Annotated in this window: 17 protein-coding genes and 1 pseudogene; 8 read left to right on the forward strand and 10 right to left on the reverse strand. The window is 67.0% G+C overall.

Translation table 11 applies throughout. The features are described 5' to 3' along the window. The first annotated feature begins 15 nt into the window (after window positions 1-15). The 4 genes from ABZW96_RS23615 (at window position 16) to ABZW96_RS23630 (ending at window position 3,233) form a co-directional block, all read left to right on the forward strand. Window positions 16-978, forward strand: coding sequence for a hypothetical protein (locus ABZW96_RS23615; RefSeq protein ID WP_355077777.1), 963 nt, complete (start codon window positions 16-18; stop codon window positions 976-978). Next, entirely contained in the window at window positions 975-1,421 is a 447-nt protein-coding gene (locus ABZW96_RS23620) for an ABA4-like family protein (protein ID WP_355077779.1), read from the forward strand. The genes ABZW96_RS23615 and ABZW96_RS23620 overlap by 4 nt, the downstream gene beginning before the upstream one ends. Next, window positions 1,418-1,951, forward strand: a complete 534-nt coding sequence (locus ABZW96_RS23625; protein WP_355077781.1) for a hypothetical protein — start codon at window positions 1,418-1,420, stop codon at window positions 1,949-1,951. The genes ABZW96_RS23620 and ABZW96_RS23625 overlap by 4 nt, the downstream gene beginning before the upstream one ends. A 328-nt stretch (window positions 1,952-2,279) precedes the next feature. Continuing rightward, entirely contained in the window at window positions 2,280-3,233 is a 954-nt protein-coding gene (locus tag ABZW96_RS23630; RefSeq protein WP_355077783.1) for an alpha/beta hydrolase family protein, read from the forward strand. An 87-nt stretch (window positions 3,234-3,320) separates the two neighbouring features. Here ABZW96_RS23630 and ABZW96_RS23635 read toward each other — a convergent pair whose 3' ends face one another. Then, entirely contained in the window at window positions 3,321-4,826 is a 1,506-nt protein-coding gene (locus tag ABZW96_RS23635; RefSeq protein WP_355077785.1) for an MFS transporter, read from the reverse strand. A 48-nt stretch (window positions 4,827-4,874) separates the two neighbouring features. On the opposite strand from ABZW96_RS23635, the gene ABZW96_RS23640 reads away from it, so the two are divergent. Further along, window positions 4,875-5,777: a LysR family transcriptional regulator gene (locus tag ABZW96_RS23640; protein WP_355077786.1), complete on the forward strand. Its 903-nt coding sequence runs from the start codon at window positions 4,875-4,877 to the stop codon at window positions 5,775-5,777. A gap of 45 nt (window positions 5,778-5,822) precedes the next feature. Here the strand turns inward: ABZW96_RS23640 and ABZW96_RS23645 are convergent, their stop codons facing one another. The 4 genes and pseudogenes from ABZW96_RS23645 to ABZW96_RS23660 form a co-directional block, all read right to left on the reverse strand. Beyond that, window positions 5,823-6,902 carry an ADP-ribosylglycohydrolase family protein gene (locus ABZW96_RS23645; RefSeq protein ID WP_355077787.1) on the reverse strand — a complete coding sequence of 360 codons (1,080 nt, stop codon included), beginning with the start codon at window positions 6,900-6,902 and terminating at the stop codon, window positions 5,823-5,825. 26 nt (window positions 6,903-6,928) lie between these two features. Next, on the reverse strand, window positions 6,929-8,059 hold the full coding sequence (locus ABZW96_RS23650) for an alpha/beta fold hydrolase (RefSeq protein ID WP_355077789.1): 1,131 nt from the start codon (window positions 8,057-8,059) through the stop codon (window positions 6,929-6,931). Window positions 8,060-8,222: 163 nt separating this feature from the next. Continuing rightward, the gene (locus tag ABZW96_RS23655) at window positions 8,223-9,470 is read right to left on the reverse strand and encodes an AMP-binding protein (RefSeq protein WP_355077791.1); all 1,248 of its coding nucleotides are present in this window, start codon (window positions 9,468-9,470) and stop codon (window positions 8,223-8,225) included. Between the two features lie 77 nt (window positions 9,471-9,547). Continuing rightward, window positions 9,548-9,712: pseudogene (locus ABZW96_RS23660) on the reverse strand (AMP-binding protein); the annotation flags it as partial. A 138-nt stretch (window positions 9,713-9,850) separates the two neighbouring features. Between ABZW96_RS23660 and ABZW96_RS23665 the strand changes: the two are divergent. Next, a complete protein-coding gene (locus tag ABZW96_RS23665) occupies window positions 9,851-10,501 on the forward strand; it encodes a TetR/AcrR family transcriptional regulator C-terminal domain-containing protein (RefSeq protein ID WP_355077793.1) in 651 nt (216 codons plus the stop codon). A gap of 202 nt (window positions 10,502-10,703) precedes the next feature. Here the strand turns inward: ABZW96_RS23665 and ABZW96_RS23670 are convergent, their stop codons facing one another. Then, a complete protein-coding gene (locus ABZW96_RS23670) occupies window positions 10,704-11,951 on the reverse strand; it encodes a cytochrome P450 (RefSeq protein ID WP_355077795.1) in 1,248 nt (415 codons plus the stop codon). Window positions 11,952-12,184: 233 nt separating this feature from the next. Here ABZW96_RS23670 and ABZW96_RS23675 point away from each other — a divergent pair, with 233 nt between their 5' ends. Beyond that, window positions 12,185-13,549 (forward strand): FAD-dependent oxidoreductase, encoded by a 1,365-nt coding sequence (locus ABZW96_RS23675; RefSeq protein ID WP_355077797.1) that lies wholly within the window; start codon window positions 12,185-12,187, stop codon window positions 13,547-13,549. Between the two features lie 3 nt (window positions 13,550-13,552). Next, window positions 13,553-14,443, forward strand: coding sequence for a class I SAM-dependent methyltransferase (locus ABZW96_RS23680; protein WP_355077798.1), 891 nt, complete (start codon window positions 13,553-13,555; stop codon window positions 14,441-14,443). A 3-nt stretch (window positions 14,444-14,446) separates the two neighbouring features. Here ABZW96_RS23680 and ABZW96_RS23685 read toward each other — a convergent pair whose 3' ends face one another. The 4 genes from ABZW96_RS23685 to ABZW96_RS23700 all read right to left on the reverse strand — a co-directional run bounded on the left by ABZW96_RS23685 (window position 14,447) and on the right by ABZW96_RS23700 (window position 18,906). Then, window positions 14,447-15,268 (reverse strand): DUF1206 domain-containing protein, encoded by an 822-nt coding sequence (locus ABZW96_RS23685; RefSeq protein WP_355077800.1) that lies wholly within the window; start codon window positions 15,266-15,268, stop codon window positions 14,447-14,449. Window positions 15,269-15,490: 222 nt separating this feature from the next. Further along, a complete protein-coding gene (locus ABZW96_RS23690) occupies window positions 15,491-16,087 on the reverse strand; it encodes an MAB_1171c family putative transporter (RefSeq protein WP_355077801.1) in 597 nt (198 codons plus the stop codon). 603 nt (window positions 16,088-16,690) lie between these two features. Then, a complete protein-coding gene (locus ABZW96_RS23695; protein ID WP_355077803.1) occupies window positions 16,691-17,728 on the reverse strand; it encodes an NAD(P)-dependent oxidoreductase in 1,038 nt (345 codons plus the stop codon). Then, window positions 17,725-18,906, reverse strand: coding sequence for a pyridoxal phosphate-dependent aminotransferase (locus tag ABZW96_RS23700; RefSeq protein ID WP_355077805.1), 1,182 nt, complete (start codon window positions 18,904-18,906; stop codon window positions 17,725-17,727). Before ABZW96_RS23700 ends, ABZW96_RS23695 begins: the two co-directional genes overlap by 4 nt. Between the last annotated feature and the right edge of the window lie 64 nt (window positions 18,907-18,970).

Genomic DNA, 18,970 nt, shown 5'->3' on the forward strand with positions numbered 1-18,970 from the left:
AAAGGTCAGCCTCCCGTGACCGCCTTCTCCCAGCGATTCCCCGCACTCTCCTGGCATCGGCCACTGATGCTTCTCGCCGTCGCCATGGCGCTCCTGGTCGCCTGGTCGATCGGGGGCATGATCATCGACGACCGCACCTCGACCGGGTTGCCGATCTGGGCCAAGTCCGCCAAGTTCGCGTTTTCGGTGCTGATCTATGCCCTGACCTGGGCGTGGCTGCTTGCCCAGCTCACCAGATGGCAGCGCGTCGCCTGGTGGGCGGGGACGGTGGCGGCGCTGGGCCTCTCGGTGGAGCTCATCGTCATCACCACGCAGATCGTGCGCGGCACCACCAGCCACTTCAATTTCACGACGCCGCTCAACGCGGCACTGTGGGAGGTCATGGGGTCGTCCATCGTGGTGGTCTGGATCGCCACCTTGGTCGCCTCGGCGGCATTGTTCGCCGATCCGACGGCTGACCCCGCCCGCAACGCGGCGATCCGTTACGGCGCCGCGCTCTCGCTCGCGGGCGCCGCGCTGGGGATGCTGATGGTGCCGCCGACTGCCGAACAGCGGGCGGCGGGCAGCGCGATCAGGGGCGCCCACACCGTCGGGCTCGCCGACGGCGGACCCGGCTTGCCCATCCTCGGCTGGAGCACGGCCGGAGGCGATCTGCGTGTCCCGCATTTCCTCGGAATGCATGCGTTGCAGGTGTTTCCGCTGGTTCTACTCGCCGTGGAGTACGGGTCGCGCCGGATTCCGGCCATGCGCTCGGCGGCCACCAGGCGAACGCTCGTCGTGATCGCCGCGGCGGCCTACGCCGCACTGCTCGCGGTGCTGACCTGGCAGGCGCTGCGTGGACAATCGGTGGTCCATCTCGACGTCGCCACCCTGCTGGCTCTCGCCGCCATCGCCCTCGGAGCCGCCCTGTCGGCCGCTGTCGCGCTGCGGACGAAAAAGTTTGTCGTGCAACGCGTCCCGATAGGAGCGGGACTATGACGGAGCTGCTGTTCGACATCACTTTTTGGTTCGCGACCCCCTTCTGGGCACTGATGATCCTGGCCCCGGGATGGCGACGGACCAGCGCGATCGTCGCCTCACCGCTCATCTGCCTGCCTCCACTGCTCGTCTACGCGGCGCTGGTCTTGCCCGAGTTCGGCTCGTTCGCAGCGGCGCTCGTCGATCCGGAACTCGCCGGGCTGCGAGAAATACTGGGCCAGGGGTCGGGGGCCGCGGCGGCATGGGCGCACTTCGTGGCCTTCGACCTGTTCCTCGGGCGCTGGATCTACCTGGACAGTCGCGCGCGCGGCCACACGCCGCTGCTGATCAGCCCCCTGCTCGTCCTCACCATCCTGTTCGCGCCGATCGGCGTGCTGCTCTACCTGCTCATCCGATTCACCACGACACCGGCGCCCGGCCGGACCGTCCCCATGGAGGCATGATGGAAACCCTCATCGTTCTGCTCACCACCCTTTTGTCGCTGCGCGTTGCGGGTGCCCTCGGCGCGCGCCGGTTCGCCGCATGGCCCACCTGCGCCGCCTATGCGCTGGGCGTGATGCTGATCATGACCGGCACAACGCATTTCCTGCCGGAGTCGTTCGCGGACACCCCCGTTCCGACCCACGCCGATCTGCTCCCGATGGTGCCGCCGTTCGTCCCGTTCCCCGGCGCGATGGTCTACCTCACCGGCGTACTGGAACTACTCGGCGCGGCGGGCCTCTTCCTCGCCCGCACTCGCCGCGCCGCCGGTCTCGGGCTGACCGCCCTGTTCGTCGTGATGCTGCCCGCCAACATCTACGTGGCGCTCTCCGGCATCCCGTTCAACGACGCACCCGCACCGCCACTGTGGGAGCGCGTTCCGGAGCAGGCACTGTACATCGGCGTCGCCTTGTGGGCCGCCGGGATGCTGCGCTTCCCGCGACGAGCGACCGGTGACCGAATCGCCCATACCGCGGTGATTTCGAAACAGTGAGCGGCATGACGACCATCGACAGGCCGGTCAGAGGAACGCCCTCGATCGAAGTGCGCTTGCCGGCTCCAGCCCTTACCGTGATCCTCACGGCCCGAGCGCTCCGCCTTCGAACGCGATCGTGCGGAGATGAACCGGCCCTGACCGCCATGACATGGGCTCCAGCTCCGGTACACGCCTTCCCGGAATCGCCACGAGTGAGCGGTCGTTCGACCGCCCGACGCAGCACCGGAACGAAACATGCTGCTCGAGCGTGGCTTTCGCGCAGGCAATCCTTCCAAATGGATCGATTTCGCCGAATGATCCACGCGCGGCCGGGTACAACGGAATCGTGAGTGCTTCTAGGTATTTGGGCGCGCTCGTCAGCGCGCTGGCGACAGTTGTCGCGGTGTCCTCCTTCTCCGCTCGTCCCGCCGAAGCCGAGTCCGCGCGGGCGCGCGTGGTGGGGGAGGCCCCGCTCGGCGGATCGGTGTCCCAGATCGATGTCTACTCGCCGTCGATGGACAAAGTGGTCACCAACCGGGTGATCCGGGCGGCGGGCGGCGCACCCGCGCCGACGTTGTACCTGCTCACCGGTATCGGCGGCGGCGTCGACGGAATCTCCTGGTGGGACGATACGGACGTCCGGGAGTTCTTCGCGGACAAGCACATCAACGTGGTGATGCCGGTCGGCGGCGCCTACAGCATGTACACCGACTGGCGCGCCGATGATCCGGCGGTCGGGCGCAACCGATGGCAGACCTATCTCACGCGTGAGCTTCCGGCGACGCTCGACGCCGAACTCGGCACGACCGGGCGCAACGCGATCGCGGGGGTGTCGATGAGCGCCGGATCCGCGGTCGACCTCGCGATCCAGGCGCCCGACGTGTACGACGCGGTGGCGGCCTACAGCGGATGCCCATGGGCCGCGGACGCCGTCGGCGCGGCCATGGTGAGCGCCCAGGTCATCCGTGGCGGGGGCAATCCGGCGAACATGTGGGGCGCTCCGGGCGACGTGATCTGGCGAGCGCACGACGCTTTCGCCAACGCGCCCGCTCTGGCCGGGAAGACCATCTACTTGTCCGCCGCCTCCGGCACTCCCGGTGCCATCGATCGAGGCGGCCTGCCCTTTCCGCCCATCGAGGCGATCGCCAGCTCCTGTACGGCGGCCTTCGCCGATCGTCTCGACGAACTCGGGCTGCCCGCTGTCCACGTGAATCGCGCGGAAGGCTCGCACACCTGGGGGTTGTTCGAGACCGACCTCCACGAGTCGTGGCCGCACCTGGCGCACGCCCTCGCCGCGTGAGGATTCGGCCGCCGGAGGTCGCCTTCGTGACCGCGGCGGGCGCCTCCGTGCCGGGTGAACGCCTCTTCGTCACGCGCGCGCCGGAATTCACGCTTTCGAGCGGGTGAGTCCAAGGCCCGTCACGATCGCCAGACCGGCAGTGGCGAGCAGCGCGGCGACGGCGAAGGTCGCGTGTGTTCCCCGGGCCACCTGCTCCGGCGCGGCGCCGATGACGTCGCCGGTTCCCGCCGCGAGAGCGAAGACCGCGCCCATGACCGACGCACCGGTGACGAGACCCAGATTGCGAGAAAGGTTCAGCATGCCCGAGACGAGGCCCCGCTGTCGCGGGTCGACGTCTCGCATGACCGCGGTGTTGTTGGCCGCTTGGAACAGGGCGTAGCCCAGGGTGGTGACCACCAGTGGCAGCACGTAGCCGATGACCCCGGCGCTCGCGGTCAGCAGCGCGAGCGCGGCGGTGCCGCCGATGACACCGCCCAACCCGACGCTCACCATGGTCCTCGCTCCGAAGCGATCCGTAGCGCGTCCCGCGGGCACGCCGGTGAGGGCCGACACCGCGGGACCGGCCGACATCACCAGACCGACCGCGGCCGGATCGAGGTGCAGAGCGCGGGCGAGGTGGAAGGGACCCACGACGAGCGTGGTCATCATGACGGTCGAGACCAGCGCACTGGTCGTCAGGCCCGCGGTCAGGAGCGGATCGCGGAGCATCCCGAGCCTGAGCAGCGGCGCGGAAACGCGGGTTTCGGTGCGGACGAACAACGCGAGGCACGTTCCGGCGACGAGCAGCAATCCGATACCGAGCGGGCCGACCGCGTTTCCTTCGATCGTCATGGCCAGGGCGTAGGCGCCGAGCGCGAGCGCCAGCAGCACTGTACCCGAGATGTCGAAACGCGAACGCGCGCTTCCGGTTTCCGGTGCGGCGCCGGTCGGCAGGCGCCTGGCCAGGACCAGGGTGAGCAACCCGAGCGGCGCGACGGCGACGAAGATCGCACGCCAGCCGCAGGCCGCGATGAGCACTCCACCGAGCGAGGGACCCAGCGCGGTCCCGACCGCCGACATCGTCCCGAGCAGTCCCATGACGCTGCCGGTGCGGTGCTTCGGCACGGTCTCGCCGACGAAGGCCATCGTCAGCGCCATCATGCATGCGGCGCCCGCTCCTTGCAGCGCGCGGGCAGCGGCCAGGAAGACGAGATCCGGAGCCAGACCGCACAACATGGTCGCGACCGTGAACACCCCGATACCGCCGAGCAGCAGGCGGCGCCGGCCTGCGACGTCGCCGAGACGGCCCGCGCCGACGACCAGTGTCGTGGTGGCCAGCAGGTAGGCGATCACGACCCACTGCACCTGGTGGAAGGAGGCGTCGAACGCCACCGCCATGGTCGGTAGGGCGACATTCGCGATGCTGATGCTCAGCGAGGGCAACAGCATGGACAACGACAGCGCGAGCAGCGTCCGAGGCAAGGTGGGACGACGGGCGTACGACGTCCGTAGACGGGGTTCTGCTGATTTCAAGACGACCTCTTCGATATGGATGACGCTCTGGACGCTAGGCCCCGCTTTCACCTGGCGGAAGACGCAAAGATGGAAACTCATCTGTGCACTGAACGCCATATCCCAGGAGCACTGTGAGATCGTGTGCCCATGGCGCGGCCCGATCTGAATCTGCTGCTCACCTTGGACGTTCTACTCGAGGAGGGCAGCGTGACGCGAGCAGGCGAGCGGCTCGCGCTCAGCCCTTCGGCGATGAGCCGTCAGCTCGCGCGATTGCGCCGGGCCACCGGCGATCCGCTGCTGGTACGGGCGGGCCGGGGGCTGGTGCCCACGCCACGCGCCGTGGAGCTGCGCGACCGCGTGCGCGGCCTGGTCCGGGAGGCCGAAGAGGTGTTGCGTCCCGCCGATCACCTCGACCCGGCCGAGCTTTCGAGAACGTTCACCGTGCGCAGCAGCGACGGGTTCGTGGAGCGGTTCGGACCCGAACTGGTGGCCGAGATCGGCCACGCGGCGCCGGAGGTGCGACTGCGGTTCGTGCGGAAGACGAAGAAGGACACCGATCCCTTGCGAGACGGCACCATCGACCTGGAGACGGGAGTCATCGAGCGCGCGCTGCCGCCCGACATCGTGAGCCGACCGCTGTTCACCGACCGCTTCATCGGGGTGGTACGTGTCGAACATCCGCTCCGTGCGGGGAAGATCACCGCGGCCCGATACGCCGCCGCACGGCACGTGCACGTCTCCCGGCGCGGCATGGGCGAGGGACTGGTGGACCAGGCGCTACACCCGACCGGCCACCGGCGCGACGTCGTCACCGTCGTGGACGGCTTCGGCGCGGCCTTGGCGCTGGCGAGGGCCTCGGACCTGGTCGCGACGGTCCCGCAGCAGCACACCGTGATCCTGCGGCAGGGCATGCACTCGTTCGATCTGCCGTTCCGCGCTCCGGAGGTGACCGTGTCGTTGTTGTGGCATGTCCGGCTCGACGCGGACCCGGCTCATCGATGGCTGCGCGGCCGCGTGCTCGATGTGTGCGCGCGATCGGCCGGACCGTGAAGGACGAGTGAGCGCCGCGTCCTCGCGGTCAGGGACGCGGGGTGCTCACAAGCCTTCGTCGACGGGATAGCGGGCGGCGAGTCCGGACCGGTCGCCGAGCCCGAAATTCATGACGAGGTCGTCGGCGACCTGCACCAGCACGTCGCGTCCCTCGACCGCCGCCGCCCACTCCATCGGCAGTCCGGAGACACCGTGGACGGCGCCGACCAGGTTTCCCGCCACCGCGCCCGTGGAATCGGAATCGCCGGAGTGGTTCACCGCCAGCAGCAGCGAGCCGCGGGCATCTCCGGTCCTGGCCGCGTACAAGGCGCAGTACACCGCGATGGCCAGGCATTCCTCGGCGACCCACCCCTCCCCCACGTGCTCGACCTGTTCGGCGGAGACCGGATGCTCGGACAATTCCGCGGCACGGGTCAGCGCCGCCACCGTCTCCGCACTCGAAGGGACGGCGGCGAGCTGGGTGATCGTCTCCCGTAACGCGATCGGCAGTTCGGTTCCGCTCACGACCCGATCGACCAGTGCCGCGAACGCCCCCGCGGCGAGATATCCCGTGGGGTGCCCGTGGGTCAGCTGCGCGGCCCGGGCGGCGGTGGTGAACGCGAGATCGGGCCCCATCCCGGACAATCCGAAGGGCGCCGACCGCATGACCGTGCCGCACCCCTTCGAATGCGGATTCACCGGCCCGCTCGCACCGAACGCGACCGGTGCGAGATATCCCCGGGACTGTTGTCCCAGACCGGACATGCACGCGTTCCCGGGCGCCCGCACCGCGTACAGGAAGGGCAGACTCGCCAACCACCCGTCGGCGTGTGGCGCGGGCGCCTCCTGCCGCTGAGTCTGCAACCAGCGCAGATAGGCTCGGCGCAAGGCCGGCACCGGATCGGCGCCGGGCCCCGAGCGCAACAGTCCCTCCGCGGTGAACAGTGTCATCTGAGTGTCGTCGGTGATCTGTTGCGGCGCGTCCTGGGCGTGCTGGGGTAAGAAGCCCGTCACGCCTTCGTAGCCGTACCGCTGCCGAATCTGTTCCAGCCGTAGGAATTCGACCGGCCAGCCGAGCGCGTCACCCACCGCCCCGCCCAGCAGAGAACCCCTGACCCGATCGAAGACCGCCATGTAATCCGCCACGAGACACCATCATTGCGCATGGCTGATCAGTGATCCGCTCCGCCGATCATCCATGGATTGAACGCGCAATCCAGCGGCGAGTTCGCCTCCGGGTCGAGCGCACGCAGTGCGATCGAGGCCGCACGCGGGGAGTACATGATCGTCAGATGATCGGACAGATCCTGGGCGCAGCCGTCCTGCAGGGTGATGTTGTGCACGGTCGCGTCCGGCCCCGGAGTCAGGAAGGTCCATTCGTACGGGTTGGAGATCTCGTCGTGACTGGTGCCGACCGAGGTGTACTCGACACCGGGGACGGTGTCACCGTGTTCGTTCAGCTTCGCGTAGAACGCCGAGCCCACCGCCTGCTGAATATTGGCCTGACCGATGATCGGTTCATAGAATCCCAGAATGTTGACGCCTAGATTGGTGATCAGCCGCCCCAAAGTAGCCATTCCCAACAACGAGGTGCCGTGATGGGTGGCGCCGAACGTGACGAGCTTGCCGACTTTTTCGGCGCCGCCTTCGAATTTCAGGTATTGGCTCGACACCGGCCCGCCCTGAGAATGCGCGACGAGATCCACCCGATCCGCACCGGTCGCGGCGCGCACCTGCTCGACGAAATCGCGCAACTGTCGCGCGGAATCCTCCATCGGACCGACGCCGTACCGGCCCGGCAGGATCGGACCGATACCACCGCCTTCCAGCACGCCGGAGCGGCCGTAATTGAAGGCGTAGACGCAATAACCGGCCCGTGCCAGCCGCGGTGACAGGTACGCGAAGGAGTCATAGGCGTTGAGCCAGGTTCCGTGGACGAGGACGACCGGCCGCGGGTGCGCGGCCGAAGGCGTGCAGTCCGGCCGATTCGCTCCCGGCGGAGATGCGTCGGGATGACCGACTCCGTGCAGGAAGGCGGCCAGGTAGGCAGGCATCTCCGGCCCTTCGCCGACCGCGGCGGAGGCGAAACTGCGCGAGGCGGAACCGGAACTGCTGCCCGAGTCGACGATCGCCTTGGGCTGCCTGCCGTCCGGCGTGGGCGAGAGGCCCGCGTTCAGTTCGTCGACGAGTTGCTGCTCCACGGTAGGCGTTTCGAGTTCGGCGTGTACCGCACCCGCTCCCACGCTCATGGAAAGTGCCACGACAACCACACCGAGCAGACCGCGACGAATCCTGTGCTTCATTGCAAAGCCTTCCATAGATGTGTTCGCATTCTCTTGATACGAACACTTTCATCCTGAAGCAGCTGTGGAGCACTGTCACTGCGCTCGACACATAAGTTGCCGGACATAATTGGGCTCCGGATACAAAAAGTTCCGCCGCGGGCCGGAATCGGCCCACCTGAGGTCAGCGGGCGGCGAACTGTTCTTTCAATTTTCGTTTCATGATTTTGTGACTGGGCCCGAGCGGCAGTTCCGCGACGAATTCCACTCGGCGCGGGGATTTGTGCTTGGCCAGGTGCTCACGTCCGAAGGCGAGCACGTCCTCGGCGGTGATCGGCCCGGAAGGCACTACGACCGCGCAGATCTCCTCACCGAAGACCTCGTCCGGGATGCCGATGACCGCGACGGCGGCGACACCCGGATGCCGCAGCAGCGCCGCCTCCACCTCGCTGGGATACACGTTGTACCCGCCGCGGATGATCATCTCCTTGATCCGGTCGACGATCCGGAGATAACCGTCGGTGTCCTTCACGCCCAGATCTCCGGTGCGAAACCAGCCGTCGACCACCACCGCGGCCGTGCCATCCGGATTGCCCGTGTACCCGTTGAACAGATTGTGACCGCGAATCACCACTTCGCCGAGTTGCCCGGCCGGCAGCAACGCGATCCGCTCGGCCAGGGCGGGATCGGCGATCTCCACCTCGACACCCCAGACCGGATGCCCGACGGTACCCACCCGAGAACCGAATATCGGCTGGTTGACCGCCGCGGTCGGCGAGGTCTCCGACAAGCCATAGCCTTCCAGGATTCGCGCGCCGAACGTCTCCTCGAACGCCTCCAGCACCGGCTGCGGCAGCGACGCGCCACCGGAGATGCACAGCCGCAGCCGCGGCAGGCTCGTGCGCTCGCGTGCGGCGGATATCAACCGGACGTACATCGTCGGCACACCGTGGAAAGTGTTGACGCCGTGCTCGACCATGAGCCGGATGGCCTCGGCCGGCTCGAAGCGCGGCATCAGCACCAGCGCCGCGCCCGCGCGCCAGGTCGAGTTCATCGAGACCGTCTGGCTGAACACGTGCGACAACGGCAACGCGCCCAGTGCCACGTCGTCGGCGCGTACGTCGTTCGCGTCGAAGGCGTTGACCGTCGCGTTCATCACCAGGTTCAGGTGACTCAACTCGGCGCCTTTCGGCCTGCCGGAGGTGCCGCTGGTGTAGAACACGACCGCGGGGTCCGCGGGTTGTCGCGAGACGAACGAGGCGATCGGTGCCGCGACAAGGGAATCCGGCGCACGGCAGGGAAGGCCGACGGCGGCGGCCGCCGGATGGCCCGCTTCGGCGAAAACCGGATGGCACAGCAGAAGCCGCGCCGCGCTGTCGCGCAGCATGTATTCGGCCTCGGCGGACGTGGACAACGGGTGCACCGGCACCACCACTGCTCCCGCGGCGGGATTCCGTAGTAGGCGACCGGGAAGTCGACGACATTCGGGCACATGAGCGCCACCCGGTCACCAGGCCGCACACCGAGCCCGATCAAGGCCGCGGCCTGGGCCCGCGCCCGAAGCCACAACTCGGCGAAAGTGATCCGCCGCGCCCCGTCGATCAGGGCGACCCGGTCAGGGCGCCGTCTGGCCTGCTCGGCCGGAATGCTGGCTACCGACAGTGTCGCGTTCATGCCGACCGCCTGGTGAATCTCGACATCGCTCTCCAAAACTAGCAGCGCAAGTTTTCCGCTCACCGTAGGGCACCGAAACTAGCGGCGCAAGTATCGCGTCCCGCGCCTGCGAGAATGCGAGGACCGAAAGGAGAGCCCATGGCACGACCACGCCGACCGCTGCTGACCCGCGATCGCATCATCGACACCGCCCTCACCCTGGTCGACGCCGAGGGTCTGGCCGCTGTCTCCACGCGGCGCCTGGCCACCGAGCTGGGTGTGCAGGGCCCCTCGCTGTACAACCACGTCCGCACCAAGGACGACCTGATCGATGCCGTCGTGGACGCCGTCCTCGGCGAAGTCGACATCGCGATGTTCGAGGGATTGTCGGCCGAGGATCGGGACTGGCGCTCGGCACTGCGCGATTGGGCCCGTTCCTACCGCACCGCCATGGCGGCACACCCGCACATCGTTCCCGCCTTGGCGAGCGGTCCCGGTCATCGACCCAACGCGTTGCGCATGGCCGACGCGGTCTTCGGCGGCCTCGTCGCGGCGGGCTGGCCGCGCCGCGAGGCCACCACGGTCGGCACGACCATGCGCTACTTCCTCACCGGAGCGTCGCTTGGATCGTTCGCCGCGGGCTTCCCCTCCGACGTCGCGGTATACGCCGACGCCTATCCGCACCTGAACGAGGCGCACCTGCTGGCCGAGCGGCAGCAGAGAATCGATCGGGACGCCTTCGAAGTCGGTCTGGAATCCCTGTTGGACGGGCTGGAGATCCGTTACCGGCTGCTCGCGGATGCCGGGTAACTCCGACCCGCGCACCGAAGCACACCCGTCGCCCGTACGCCTCGGCGCGAACAGGTACCCGGGCCTGACAGACCAGCCCGCCGACCGCGGCGACCATGCCTCCCGGCGCGGTGTCCGGGTGGTAGCTCGGATATCGGCCCACCGTGCACGTCACCGAGATGGTCAGCGATCCGGCTTTCACGTTTCCGACCCGGCCCGGGTACTACGGCAGCGGCAGCGCCTGCGACTCAGGGAATACGACCGGCAAGGCGGTCAGCGCTCGATGGAACGGACCGGGACGCCAGGTCAGCTCGTCGACCGGCACCGCGAGACGTAGCTCCGGCAGCGCGTCCAGCAGTTGATCGATCGCGTCCTGGGCGATCAGGTAAGCCAGCGAGTTCGCCGGACACGCGTGCGGCCCGCCGCCGAACGCGAGATGGGCGCGGTTGCCCGTGTAGCGTTCGGCGCGGATCGCCGGATCGGTGTTGCAGGCGGCCATGCTGATCACGACCGGCTGATGGGCAGGCAACCAGACGTCGTCGATCAGGATCGGCTGCTTCGGGAAGCTGAAGCAGAAATTCGCCATCGGCGGGTCGTTGAACAGCACCTCGTCGAGCGCGTCCCGGGTCGACAGACTGCCACCGAGCACGCTGCCGCCGAACCGCTCGTCGGTGAGAATCAGCAGCAGGGTGTTGACGATCAGATTCTGCTGCGGCTCGATGCCCGCGCCGTAGAGCGTGCCCAGCTGGTGGACCATCTCGGTGTCGTTCAGCCCGGATGGGTGCCGGAGCATGCGCGTGGTGATGTCGTCGCCTGGATCGGCCCGCTTCAGTACCGTCAACTCGGCCAGCGAATCGGTCAGCATCTTGTTCCCGCGTTCCGCGTCGATGCCCTCGAAGATCGCGGCCATACCGGTCGCGGCGCGCTGCGCAATCTCGGCCGGGCAACCCAGCATGGCGTTCAGCACCGCGAAAGCGAGCGGAAAAGCGTACTGGCGCACGATATCCGCCGACCCGTCCGCGCAGAACGAATTGATCAACGGTGTCGCCAGCTGCGCCACGGTGTCGTGCAAGCCGTACAGGTCGACCTTGGCCAGACCCGCGACGTTGGCCTGCCGATAGCGGGCATGCTCGGCTCCGGCGTTGCGCAACGCGTTCGGCCGCCACTGCATCATCGGCAGCACCGGGCAGTCGGCGGCGATGTCCTGCTGCCACGTGCGGGGGTCGGCCGGAAAGTGCTCCGGATCGTTCAAGATCCGCACGGCGGTGTGATACCCGAGCACCAAGGTGGCAGGTACACCCGGGGCCAATTCCACCGGCGCCAGCGATCCGTAACGCTCCCGCATCTCGCGATAGGCGCTGTGCGGGTCCGCGGCGAATTCCGCGGCGAACAAAGGAATCCGCGGGCCGTCGGTGTCGATCGGCGAACCGTGCGGTGCGCGGCTGTGTGCGGAGGGCGGGGACGTCGTCATCGAGGAGGCTCCAGGCGATCGGGCAGCAAGATTCGTGAGCCTAAGCAGCTCGCACGCCCTCTGCACCGGAAACGACTCGAGATGACCCCTCACTGCAAGTTGCTATAGAATTGCCCCGATATTCGACGCGTTGACCTGATCGAAGGCGAATCGCACCCGCTGTGTCGAGTGCGCCGGTCGAGCGCAGTAGCACGGCGGCCGTGCGCGAAACTGCAACCCGAGGACGGCACGCCATGACAGACGTCGACTTTTGCGTAATCGGCGGGGGATTCGCGGGATTGACGGCCGCGCTGCGGCTGAAACAGATGGGTCGGTCGGTGGCGCTGCTGGAAGCCAGGGACCGGCTCGGCGGCCGCGCCTTCACCCAGGTACGCGACGACGGGTCGTGGATCGATCGCGGCGGCGCCTGGATCGGGCCGGGACAGGACCGCATCCAAGCGCTGATGACCGAGTTCGGCGTACCGAGCTACAAGCAGTACACCGACGGCGAGGCCATGATGGTCGTCGACGGCAAGCAGCACCGCTACACGGGCACGATCCCGTGGACGATGAGCCCGTGGGCGTCGATGAACCTCGGCGCGGTATTCCTCGAGCTGGGACATATGTGCAAGTCGGTTCCGCTGGAAGCGCCGTGGGCGGCGAAGAAAGCCGACAAATGGGATCAGGTAAGCCTGGCGCACTGGCTGGAAGCCAATGTCCTTTCCAAGCCCGCGCACGATCTGCTCGAGACCGCCATCGCGGGCTGCTACACCTCGGCGGCTTCGGAGGTCTCGTTGCTGTTCGTCCTGTACCAGATGGCTTCGGGTGGCGGGCCGAGCTTCGTCCTCGGCGTCAAAGACGCGGCGCAGGACGCGCGGCCGGTCGGCGGCATGGGCGCGATCTACCGTCCGATGGCGGCCGAGCTCGGCGATGCGATCCACCTCTCGCAGCCGGTCCGCTGCATCCATCAGGACGACTCGGGGGTGACCGTCCGCGCGACCGACCTCCGGCTGCGCGCGCGCCGGGCGATCGTCACCGTTCCCCTCGCTATCGCCGGCCAGATCTCGTACCGGCCGATGCTGCCCGCCGATCGCGCTTTCCTGCATCAGCGCATGCCGAGCGGTTCGATCATCAAGGTCTCCGTGGTGTACGACGAGCCGTTCTGGCGCGGTGACGGGCTGTCGGGACAGTCCGCCGCGCCGGGTTCGCCCGCGACGATCACCATCGATGCGTGCACGGACACCGGGCGGCCCGGAGTCCTGTGCGTCATCATCGAGGGACCGATCGCACGGCAGCTGGCCCGACTCGACGACGCGGAGCGTCGCAGCGCGATCCTCGACGCACTCGTCGAGCGATTCGGCCGGCAGGCCGGCTCACCCGTCGACTACATCGAGCAGGACTGGAGCGCCGAGCGCTATTCCGGCGGCGGGATGCTCAGCCACGCGCCCACCGGTGTGCTCACCCAATTCGGCCACGCTCTGCGCGAGCCGTGTGGCCGCGTCCACTGGGCGGGCACCGAGAGTTCGGCGGTCATGTGCGGCTGGATCGACGGGGCCATTCGCTCGGGCGAACGCGCGGCCAGCGAAGTGCTGGAGCACGAGACCGCCGTGGTGGGCTGACCTATGCGCACCGAGGGAGACGTATGGGACATCGTCAGTAGTGTCGGACTCACCGCATTGGGCGTCGCGACGTTCCGGGCGCTGGAGACATCCGCTCCCGATCCGTTGATCCGGGACGATTACGCGCCCCTGTTCGTCGCGGCCTCGGGCCATCGACATTTCAACGGACTGTTGGCGGACCCTTCCCAACTGGACGACATCCCGCTGGTACCCGGGTTCATGGGCTTCCGCACGAAGTTCTTCGACGACTTCTTCTCGTCGGCCGCGGCGCGGGGCGTTCGGCAAGCCGTTATCGTCGCCGCCGGATTGGACGCGCGGGCATACCGCCTCGACTGGCCCGCGGGTACCACGGTGTTCGAGATCGACCAGCCCAAAGTTCTGGAATTCAAGGAGAAAGTCCTCACCGAGAACGGCGCGCGGCCGAAGGCGGATCGTCGCCCGGTGGCCGTCGACCTGCGCGAGGACTGGCCTGCCGCGCTGCGCAGCGCGGGTTTCGAACCCGGCGAACCGACCGCATGGTCGGCCGAGGGCCTGCTGCCCTATCTACCCGGGGCCGCGCAGGACAAGCTCTTCGAGCACATCGACGCATGGTCCGCCCCTGGCAGCGAGCTGGCCGTGGAGAGCTTCGTAGCGGGAACCGACGTCAAACGCTTCGCGAACATCGAGAAGAAGTATTTCGACCGCTGCAACCCGTTCGGCGACATCGATCCGGCCGAGTTGTTCTACGACGACGAGCGAGCCGATCCCGCCCGGTGGCTGGCCGGACACGGCTGGTCGGTGCGGAGCGAGAGTCCGAGCGAACTCGCCGCGTCCTACGGGCGATCGGTCCCGGATCTGCCGGAGGAGCTCGACGAGCTGTGGCGGCAACCAAGGCTTCTGACCGCCGAGCGGTAGGCGCTACATCTTGGCGCTGCGAGCCATGACGAAGCTGTAGAGACCGTAGGTGATGATGCCGAGGCCGGCGATCAGGAGCAGAACCACACCGAAGGGCTGCGCGCCGAGCGTCTTGATGGCTCCGTCCAGTCCTGCGGACTTGTTCGGGTCGGATTCGGTCGCGGCGAGGATCACCAGCAACCCGACCGCGGCGACGGCCAGCCCCTTCGCGATGTAACCCACCGTGCCGAGTCGCCGCACGAATGCGCTCGGAGTCCCGCGCAGGTCGTCGAGAAAGCTCTGGGTGGCGCCTTTGTACACGTGGTAACCGCCGACCGCGATGATGACCAGCCCACCCACGACGAGCGCGATCGTTCCCGCGGTGTGCTGCATCAGGCGTGCCGTGAGCCCCACACTCTGACTGCTGGTCGACTTCCCGCTGCCGCGGGCGAATCGGAACGCGGTGACGGCCAGTCCCAGGTAGACCGCGAACAGGGAGAAGGCTTTGACGCGGTCGAACACTCCTGGCTGATCGCCGCCGGCCCCCTGCTCGGACGCGCTGCCGAAGACCGACTCCGCCAGCCGCCACAGCGCCATGACCACGAACGCGGCCACAGCCGCCCAGAGGGTGAGCCCACCGCCCGGTTTATCGGCCAGTTCGGCCATCGCCCCGGATTGGTCGGCGTTGCCCCCGCCGCCGAACGCGAGCCGGATGGCGATGTAGCCGATGAGCAGGTGCACGAGACCGGACATGACGTAGCCCGCGCGGGCGAACCGCGCGAACACGCTGTTCTGGGCGATACGACCGGCGGTGCCGGAAAGACCGGTGTGAGTCGTGTGAGTCATGCTGCTCCTCCGTCCCAGGTAGTACGACGGAGACCGCCGCAGGACACCGACCGGATACCCAAGTCCGTGGAGAAAGCACCTGTCCATTGCGGCGGCAGGATGCCCCGCGGTTTCAACACGCGGGGGTCAGCGGCTCAGGGGTGCTCGTCGCGCGAAGGCCGGTGCGCGCTTCGCGCGACAGCCACCCGGGTGCAAAGGGGCGGGGTGTGCGCAACACGAGCATCACGGAGTCGCTGCCGGAACACCGTTTCGCGGACCGCCCGGCCACTGCTCGCCCTTACCGAAAGTGGCATGGGCTCGCGGCCAAACTCGCGCCAAGGCGAGCAGGTGCTGCAGATCGGTGTCGAAATCTCGTGCGCCGAGGGGCGAACCCGGGATGACCTCCGCTCCGACCGGCGGCACACCGGCCTTCCTGGCGCGCACGGCGTACGCGAGTTTGTGCGCGTAACGCTCGGTGTCGAGCGGCAATTCGTCCGCCCACGGATCACCCGGTTCTTCCGGAAAATACGGCCGCAGATGCAGAAGGGCATCGCGAACCTCCACCGCCATCCGAAGCAAGCGCGTCGCCGGGAGCACCGGTTCCCGCGAGTCGGTGTCCGGCAGGAGCACGATTTCCGGCACCGCCTCGGTGAGATCGCGCCACAACGGTCGCAGCCTGCGGCAGGATCGGGTAGGCCGGTCCAGGCCTACCCGCTCGATCAGCCAGGTCCCCAGCGGTACCGCGAGCAGCGTCGAACTCGAAACGAAACAGACGACGGTGATGAACTCCACGCGCGGAAGATGTGGCCCCAGCTCGGGCCATCCGGTGAGTACCTGCATTCCACCGGCTGCCGACCCACAGCAGCATCGCCGCGCTGATCGCCATCGGTCCGCCGAAAGCGATCGCCAGCACCGTCCCGTCGAGATCGGAACCCATGTCGATGGCGCGCCCCCGAGCGTGGGCGTGGCAACCCGCGACGAGGATGGCGACCGCCGAGACCACCGCGACGCGGGAGTAGACGCGCTGGCGTCGCCATATCGCCGTCACATCGCTGTCGGCATCCCAGAATCGAGCGAGACCGAGCATGTACATGGACATCGCGACAAGACAGCCGAGGGCTGGTAGCTGCGCCAACTCGATGACAGCGGGCGTCCAGGTGCACCGATACAACGCCAGTCCGAGTAGGCACCACAGCAATATCCGGTTCAGGAACTGATCGGCGATCGTGTCGCGGAACAGCAGCAGCCTTCCGAGGATCAGAACCGAGGTATACCCGAGCACCGGCCACGCGATGATCCCCGGCAGCGGCGACAACATCATCGAACCACTCCACCTCGGCTCCACCGACCGCTCACCCAGCGCCCGCGAGCATATCTCCACCTGAACGAGCCGTCGCCCCTCCCGGCCGAGTCGTATGTCCTTACGACGGCTGTGCCGACGTCCTAGCGGCGGTGGCGCACCGGCAGCCAACGGGCATGATCGCGGAAGCCAGGGTTTACGACTCTTGGGTCTTCTCCTGTTTCGAGGATGTTCTCGACCGACTCGGCATTAGCCGCGAGCATCGCGCGGTAGGACTCCTCGGTAGCGCCGGCCGCGTGCGGCGTGACGAGAAGCTTGTCATTGCCCAACGCGATCAGCCCGAAGGGATCGTTCTGGTCGGAGGGCGCGGGCACGACGTAGTAGCCGTCCATGGCAGCGGCCGCGAGGCGACCGTCGAGCAACGCGGTTCGCAACGGCGCCGGATCTACGAGCTCCGCTTCGGAAGTGTTGATCAGAATCGCGCCGGGCTTGACGGCAGCGAGTTGTGCTTCGCCGATCATCCGGGCTGTCTGCGGGCCGTATGGAGCATGGAGACTGATGACATCGGACTCGGCGAGCAGCTCGGGTAGCTCGACCCGGCGAGCGGCGATGTCTCGTTCCAGTTCCCGTTTGGCTGTTCGACTCACGTAGACCACTCGCATCCCGAACCCGCCGACCGCTATCCGGGCAACGATGGTGCCGATGGTCCCCATTCCCACAATGCCCAGCGTCTTCCCATAAAGGTCGCGTGCCCGGGTCTCGGGCCATCGACCGGCCTTCGTTTCCATCGTCAGGTCTGTGATGCCGCGCCAGGCATCGAGCATGAGACCGATCGCGAATTCCGCGACCGCGCGTGCGTTGGCTCCGGGCGCGTTGGTCACCGCGATTCCCGCCGCGGTCGCCGCCGCGGTATCGACGTAGGCGTGATACCCGACACCCATGAACGCTATGACTTTGAGGTCGTCGGCAGTGGACAACGCGGCAGCGGTCGCACGCTCTACACCACCGAGAATGTAAGCGTCCTTGCCCAGCAGAGCGCGCGCCAATTCGACTTCGGACAGGTCGTGACGGCAGACTTCTACCTCGATATTCCGCTGACGAAGCCATTCGATCTCGGCTGCCTTCAATTCAGCCCCGGTGAGCAAGGCGCGATAACGGCTCGATCGACCGCGCACGGTCATGCATCCTTCGCGGCGAGCCGGACTGCGGTGTCTCGCAGCAACTGCGCACCCTCCGACATCAGTTGCGGATCGCGAGCCAAGGCGACGCGGACGAACTTTCTCCCGCGCTCCGGCTGATTCCAGAAGAAGTTCGTTCCGGGTAGCACGTGCACTCCCTCCCAGATCGCCTCATGGACGAAATTCTCACACTCGAGTCCTTCGGGGAGCCGGAGCCAGTCCACCGAGACGGGCGATCGTGATTCGGTGACGAATTCCAATCCCCCGTCCGCGAGAATCGAGCGGAGGATAGCCCGATTTTCCAGCACGGAAGGAAGGATGCTGTGTTCGATGCCATGCTTCGAACTGTCCTCGATGAATTCTGTCAGCACCCGGAGATGGAAAGGAGAGACACTCTGCAGCAGATCGTCGTGCAGTCGGTACATATCTGCGTACATATCCGGACTGCATACCGTCAATCCGACTTTCATCTCGCTGGTGGACCAGGTCTTGCCTGTGTCTTCGAGCACAATATAGGAGACTCCTGATTCCTCCAGGACCTCGTACTGCGACCAACCGCTCGGCAGAGGTGAGAAGAATCGAAAAGACGAGTCCAGAACCAGGGTGCAACGACGGTCGACGCAACACTGCACCAACGTTCTGAACCCCGGTTCGGACAGCGTCCATCCGGTGGGGTTGTTCGGCGAGACCAGCCAGACCACCGCAGGATCGAGCCGAGCCATCGCCGCGGGCAGGTCTTCGACGGTGCAATCCTGTTCCAGCAGCGGCACGAGCTCGACATTCTCTCGGCGCAAGATCGAGGAGATATTGTCGAACACCGGCTCGATCAAGGCGACTCGCTTTCCCGCGCGAGCGCAGTAACTCACCACCATTGTTATCGCGGATGATGCGGAATACGACAGCATATATCTGGATGCATCCTGATGCATCGGCTCGCCCGCCAGGCGCAGAAAGGCGGTGAGGAACGCCTCTTCCAGCTCGGACTGCGATTGATTTCGCGCCTCGTGGAACAGCTCTGGAAATCGTTCGACAATTTCGATCTGGGAGGGCGTCAGCGGTTGACGGCAATGCGCATCCGATAGGTTTACGGCGCGATCGAGACTACGCCTCTCGTAGGTGGTGCTGGTTGTGCGCCCGAGCGGATTCGGATGATTCGAACTGTGCGTACGGATAAGTGTCACGGTTGGTCGACCTCCGAAATACTAGTTACATGCTGATGCGATAGCCGGGCAGCCACAGCAGTTG

This window comes from Nocardia sp. NPDC004168 (genome assembly GCF_040610355.1).
Taxonomy (GTDB): domain Bacteria; phylum Actinomycetota; class Actinomycetes; order Mycobacteriales; family Mycobacteriaceae; genus Nocardia; species Nocardia sichangensis.

What these genes read in the sequence shown, in the direction of transcription:
- ABZW96_RS23620 (WP_355077779.1), top strand. Translation starts at nt 975, where the DNA reads ATGACGGAGCTGCTGTTCGACATCACTTTTTGGTTCGCGACCCCCTTC.
- ABZW96_RS23625 (WP_355077781.1), top strand. Translation starts at nt 1,418, where the DNA reads ATGATGGAAACCCTCATCGTTCTGCTCACCACCCTTTTGTCGCTGCGC.
- ABZW96_RS23635 (WP_355077785.1), bottom strand. Translation starts at nt 4,826, where the DNA reads ATGAGTTTCCATCTTTGCGTCTTCCGCCAGGTGAAAGCGGGGCCTAGC.
- ABZW96_RS23640 (WP_355077786.1), top strand. Translation starts at nt 4,875, where the DNA reads ATGGCGCGGCCCGATCTGAATCTGCTGCTCACCTTGGACGTTCTACTC.
- ABZW96_RS23650 (WP_355077789.1), bottom strand. Translation starts at nt 8,059, where the DNA reads ATGAAGCACAGGATTCGTCGCGGTCTGCTCGGTGTGGTTGTCGTGGCA.
- ABZW96_RS23665 (WP_355077793.1), top strand. Translation starts at nt 9,851, where the DNA reads ATGGCACGACCACGCCGACCGCTGCTGACCCGCGATCGCATCATCGAC.
- ABZW96_RS23670 (WP_355077795.1), bottom strand. Translation starts at nt 11,951, where the DNA reads ATGACGACGTCCCCGCCCTCCGCACACAGCCGCGCACCGCACGGTTCG.
- ABZW96_RS23675 (WP_355077797.1), top strand. Translation starts at nt 12,185, where the DNA reads ATGACAGACGTCGACTTTTGCGTAATCGGCGGGGGATTCGCGGGATTG.
- ABZW96_RS23680 (WP_355077798.1), top strand. Translation starts at nt 13,553, where the DNA reads ATGCGCACCGAGGGAGACGTATGGGACATCGTCAGTAGTGTCGGACTC.
- ABZW96_RS23685 (WP_355077800.1), bottom strand. Translation starts at nt 15,268, where the DNA reads ATGACTCACACGACTCACACCGGTCTTTCCGGCACCGCCGGTCGTATC.
- ABZW96_RS23690 (WP_355077801.1), bottom strand. Translation starts at nt 16,087, where the DNA reads ATGCAGGTACTCACCGGATGGCCCGAGCTGGGGCCACATCTTCCGCGC.
- ABZW96_RS23695 (WP_355077803.1), bottom strand. Translation starts at nt 17,728, where the DNA reads ATGACCGTGCGCGGTCGATCGAGCCGTTATCGCGCCTTGCTCACCGGG.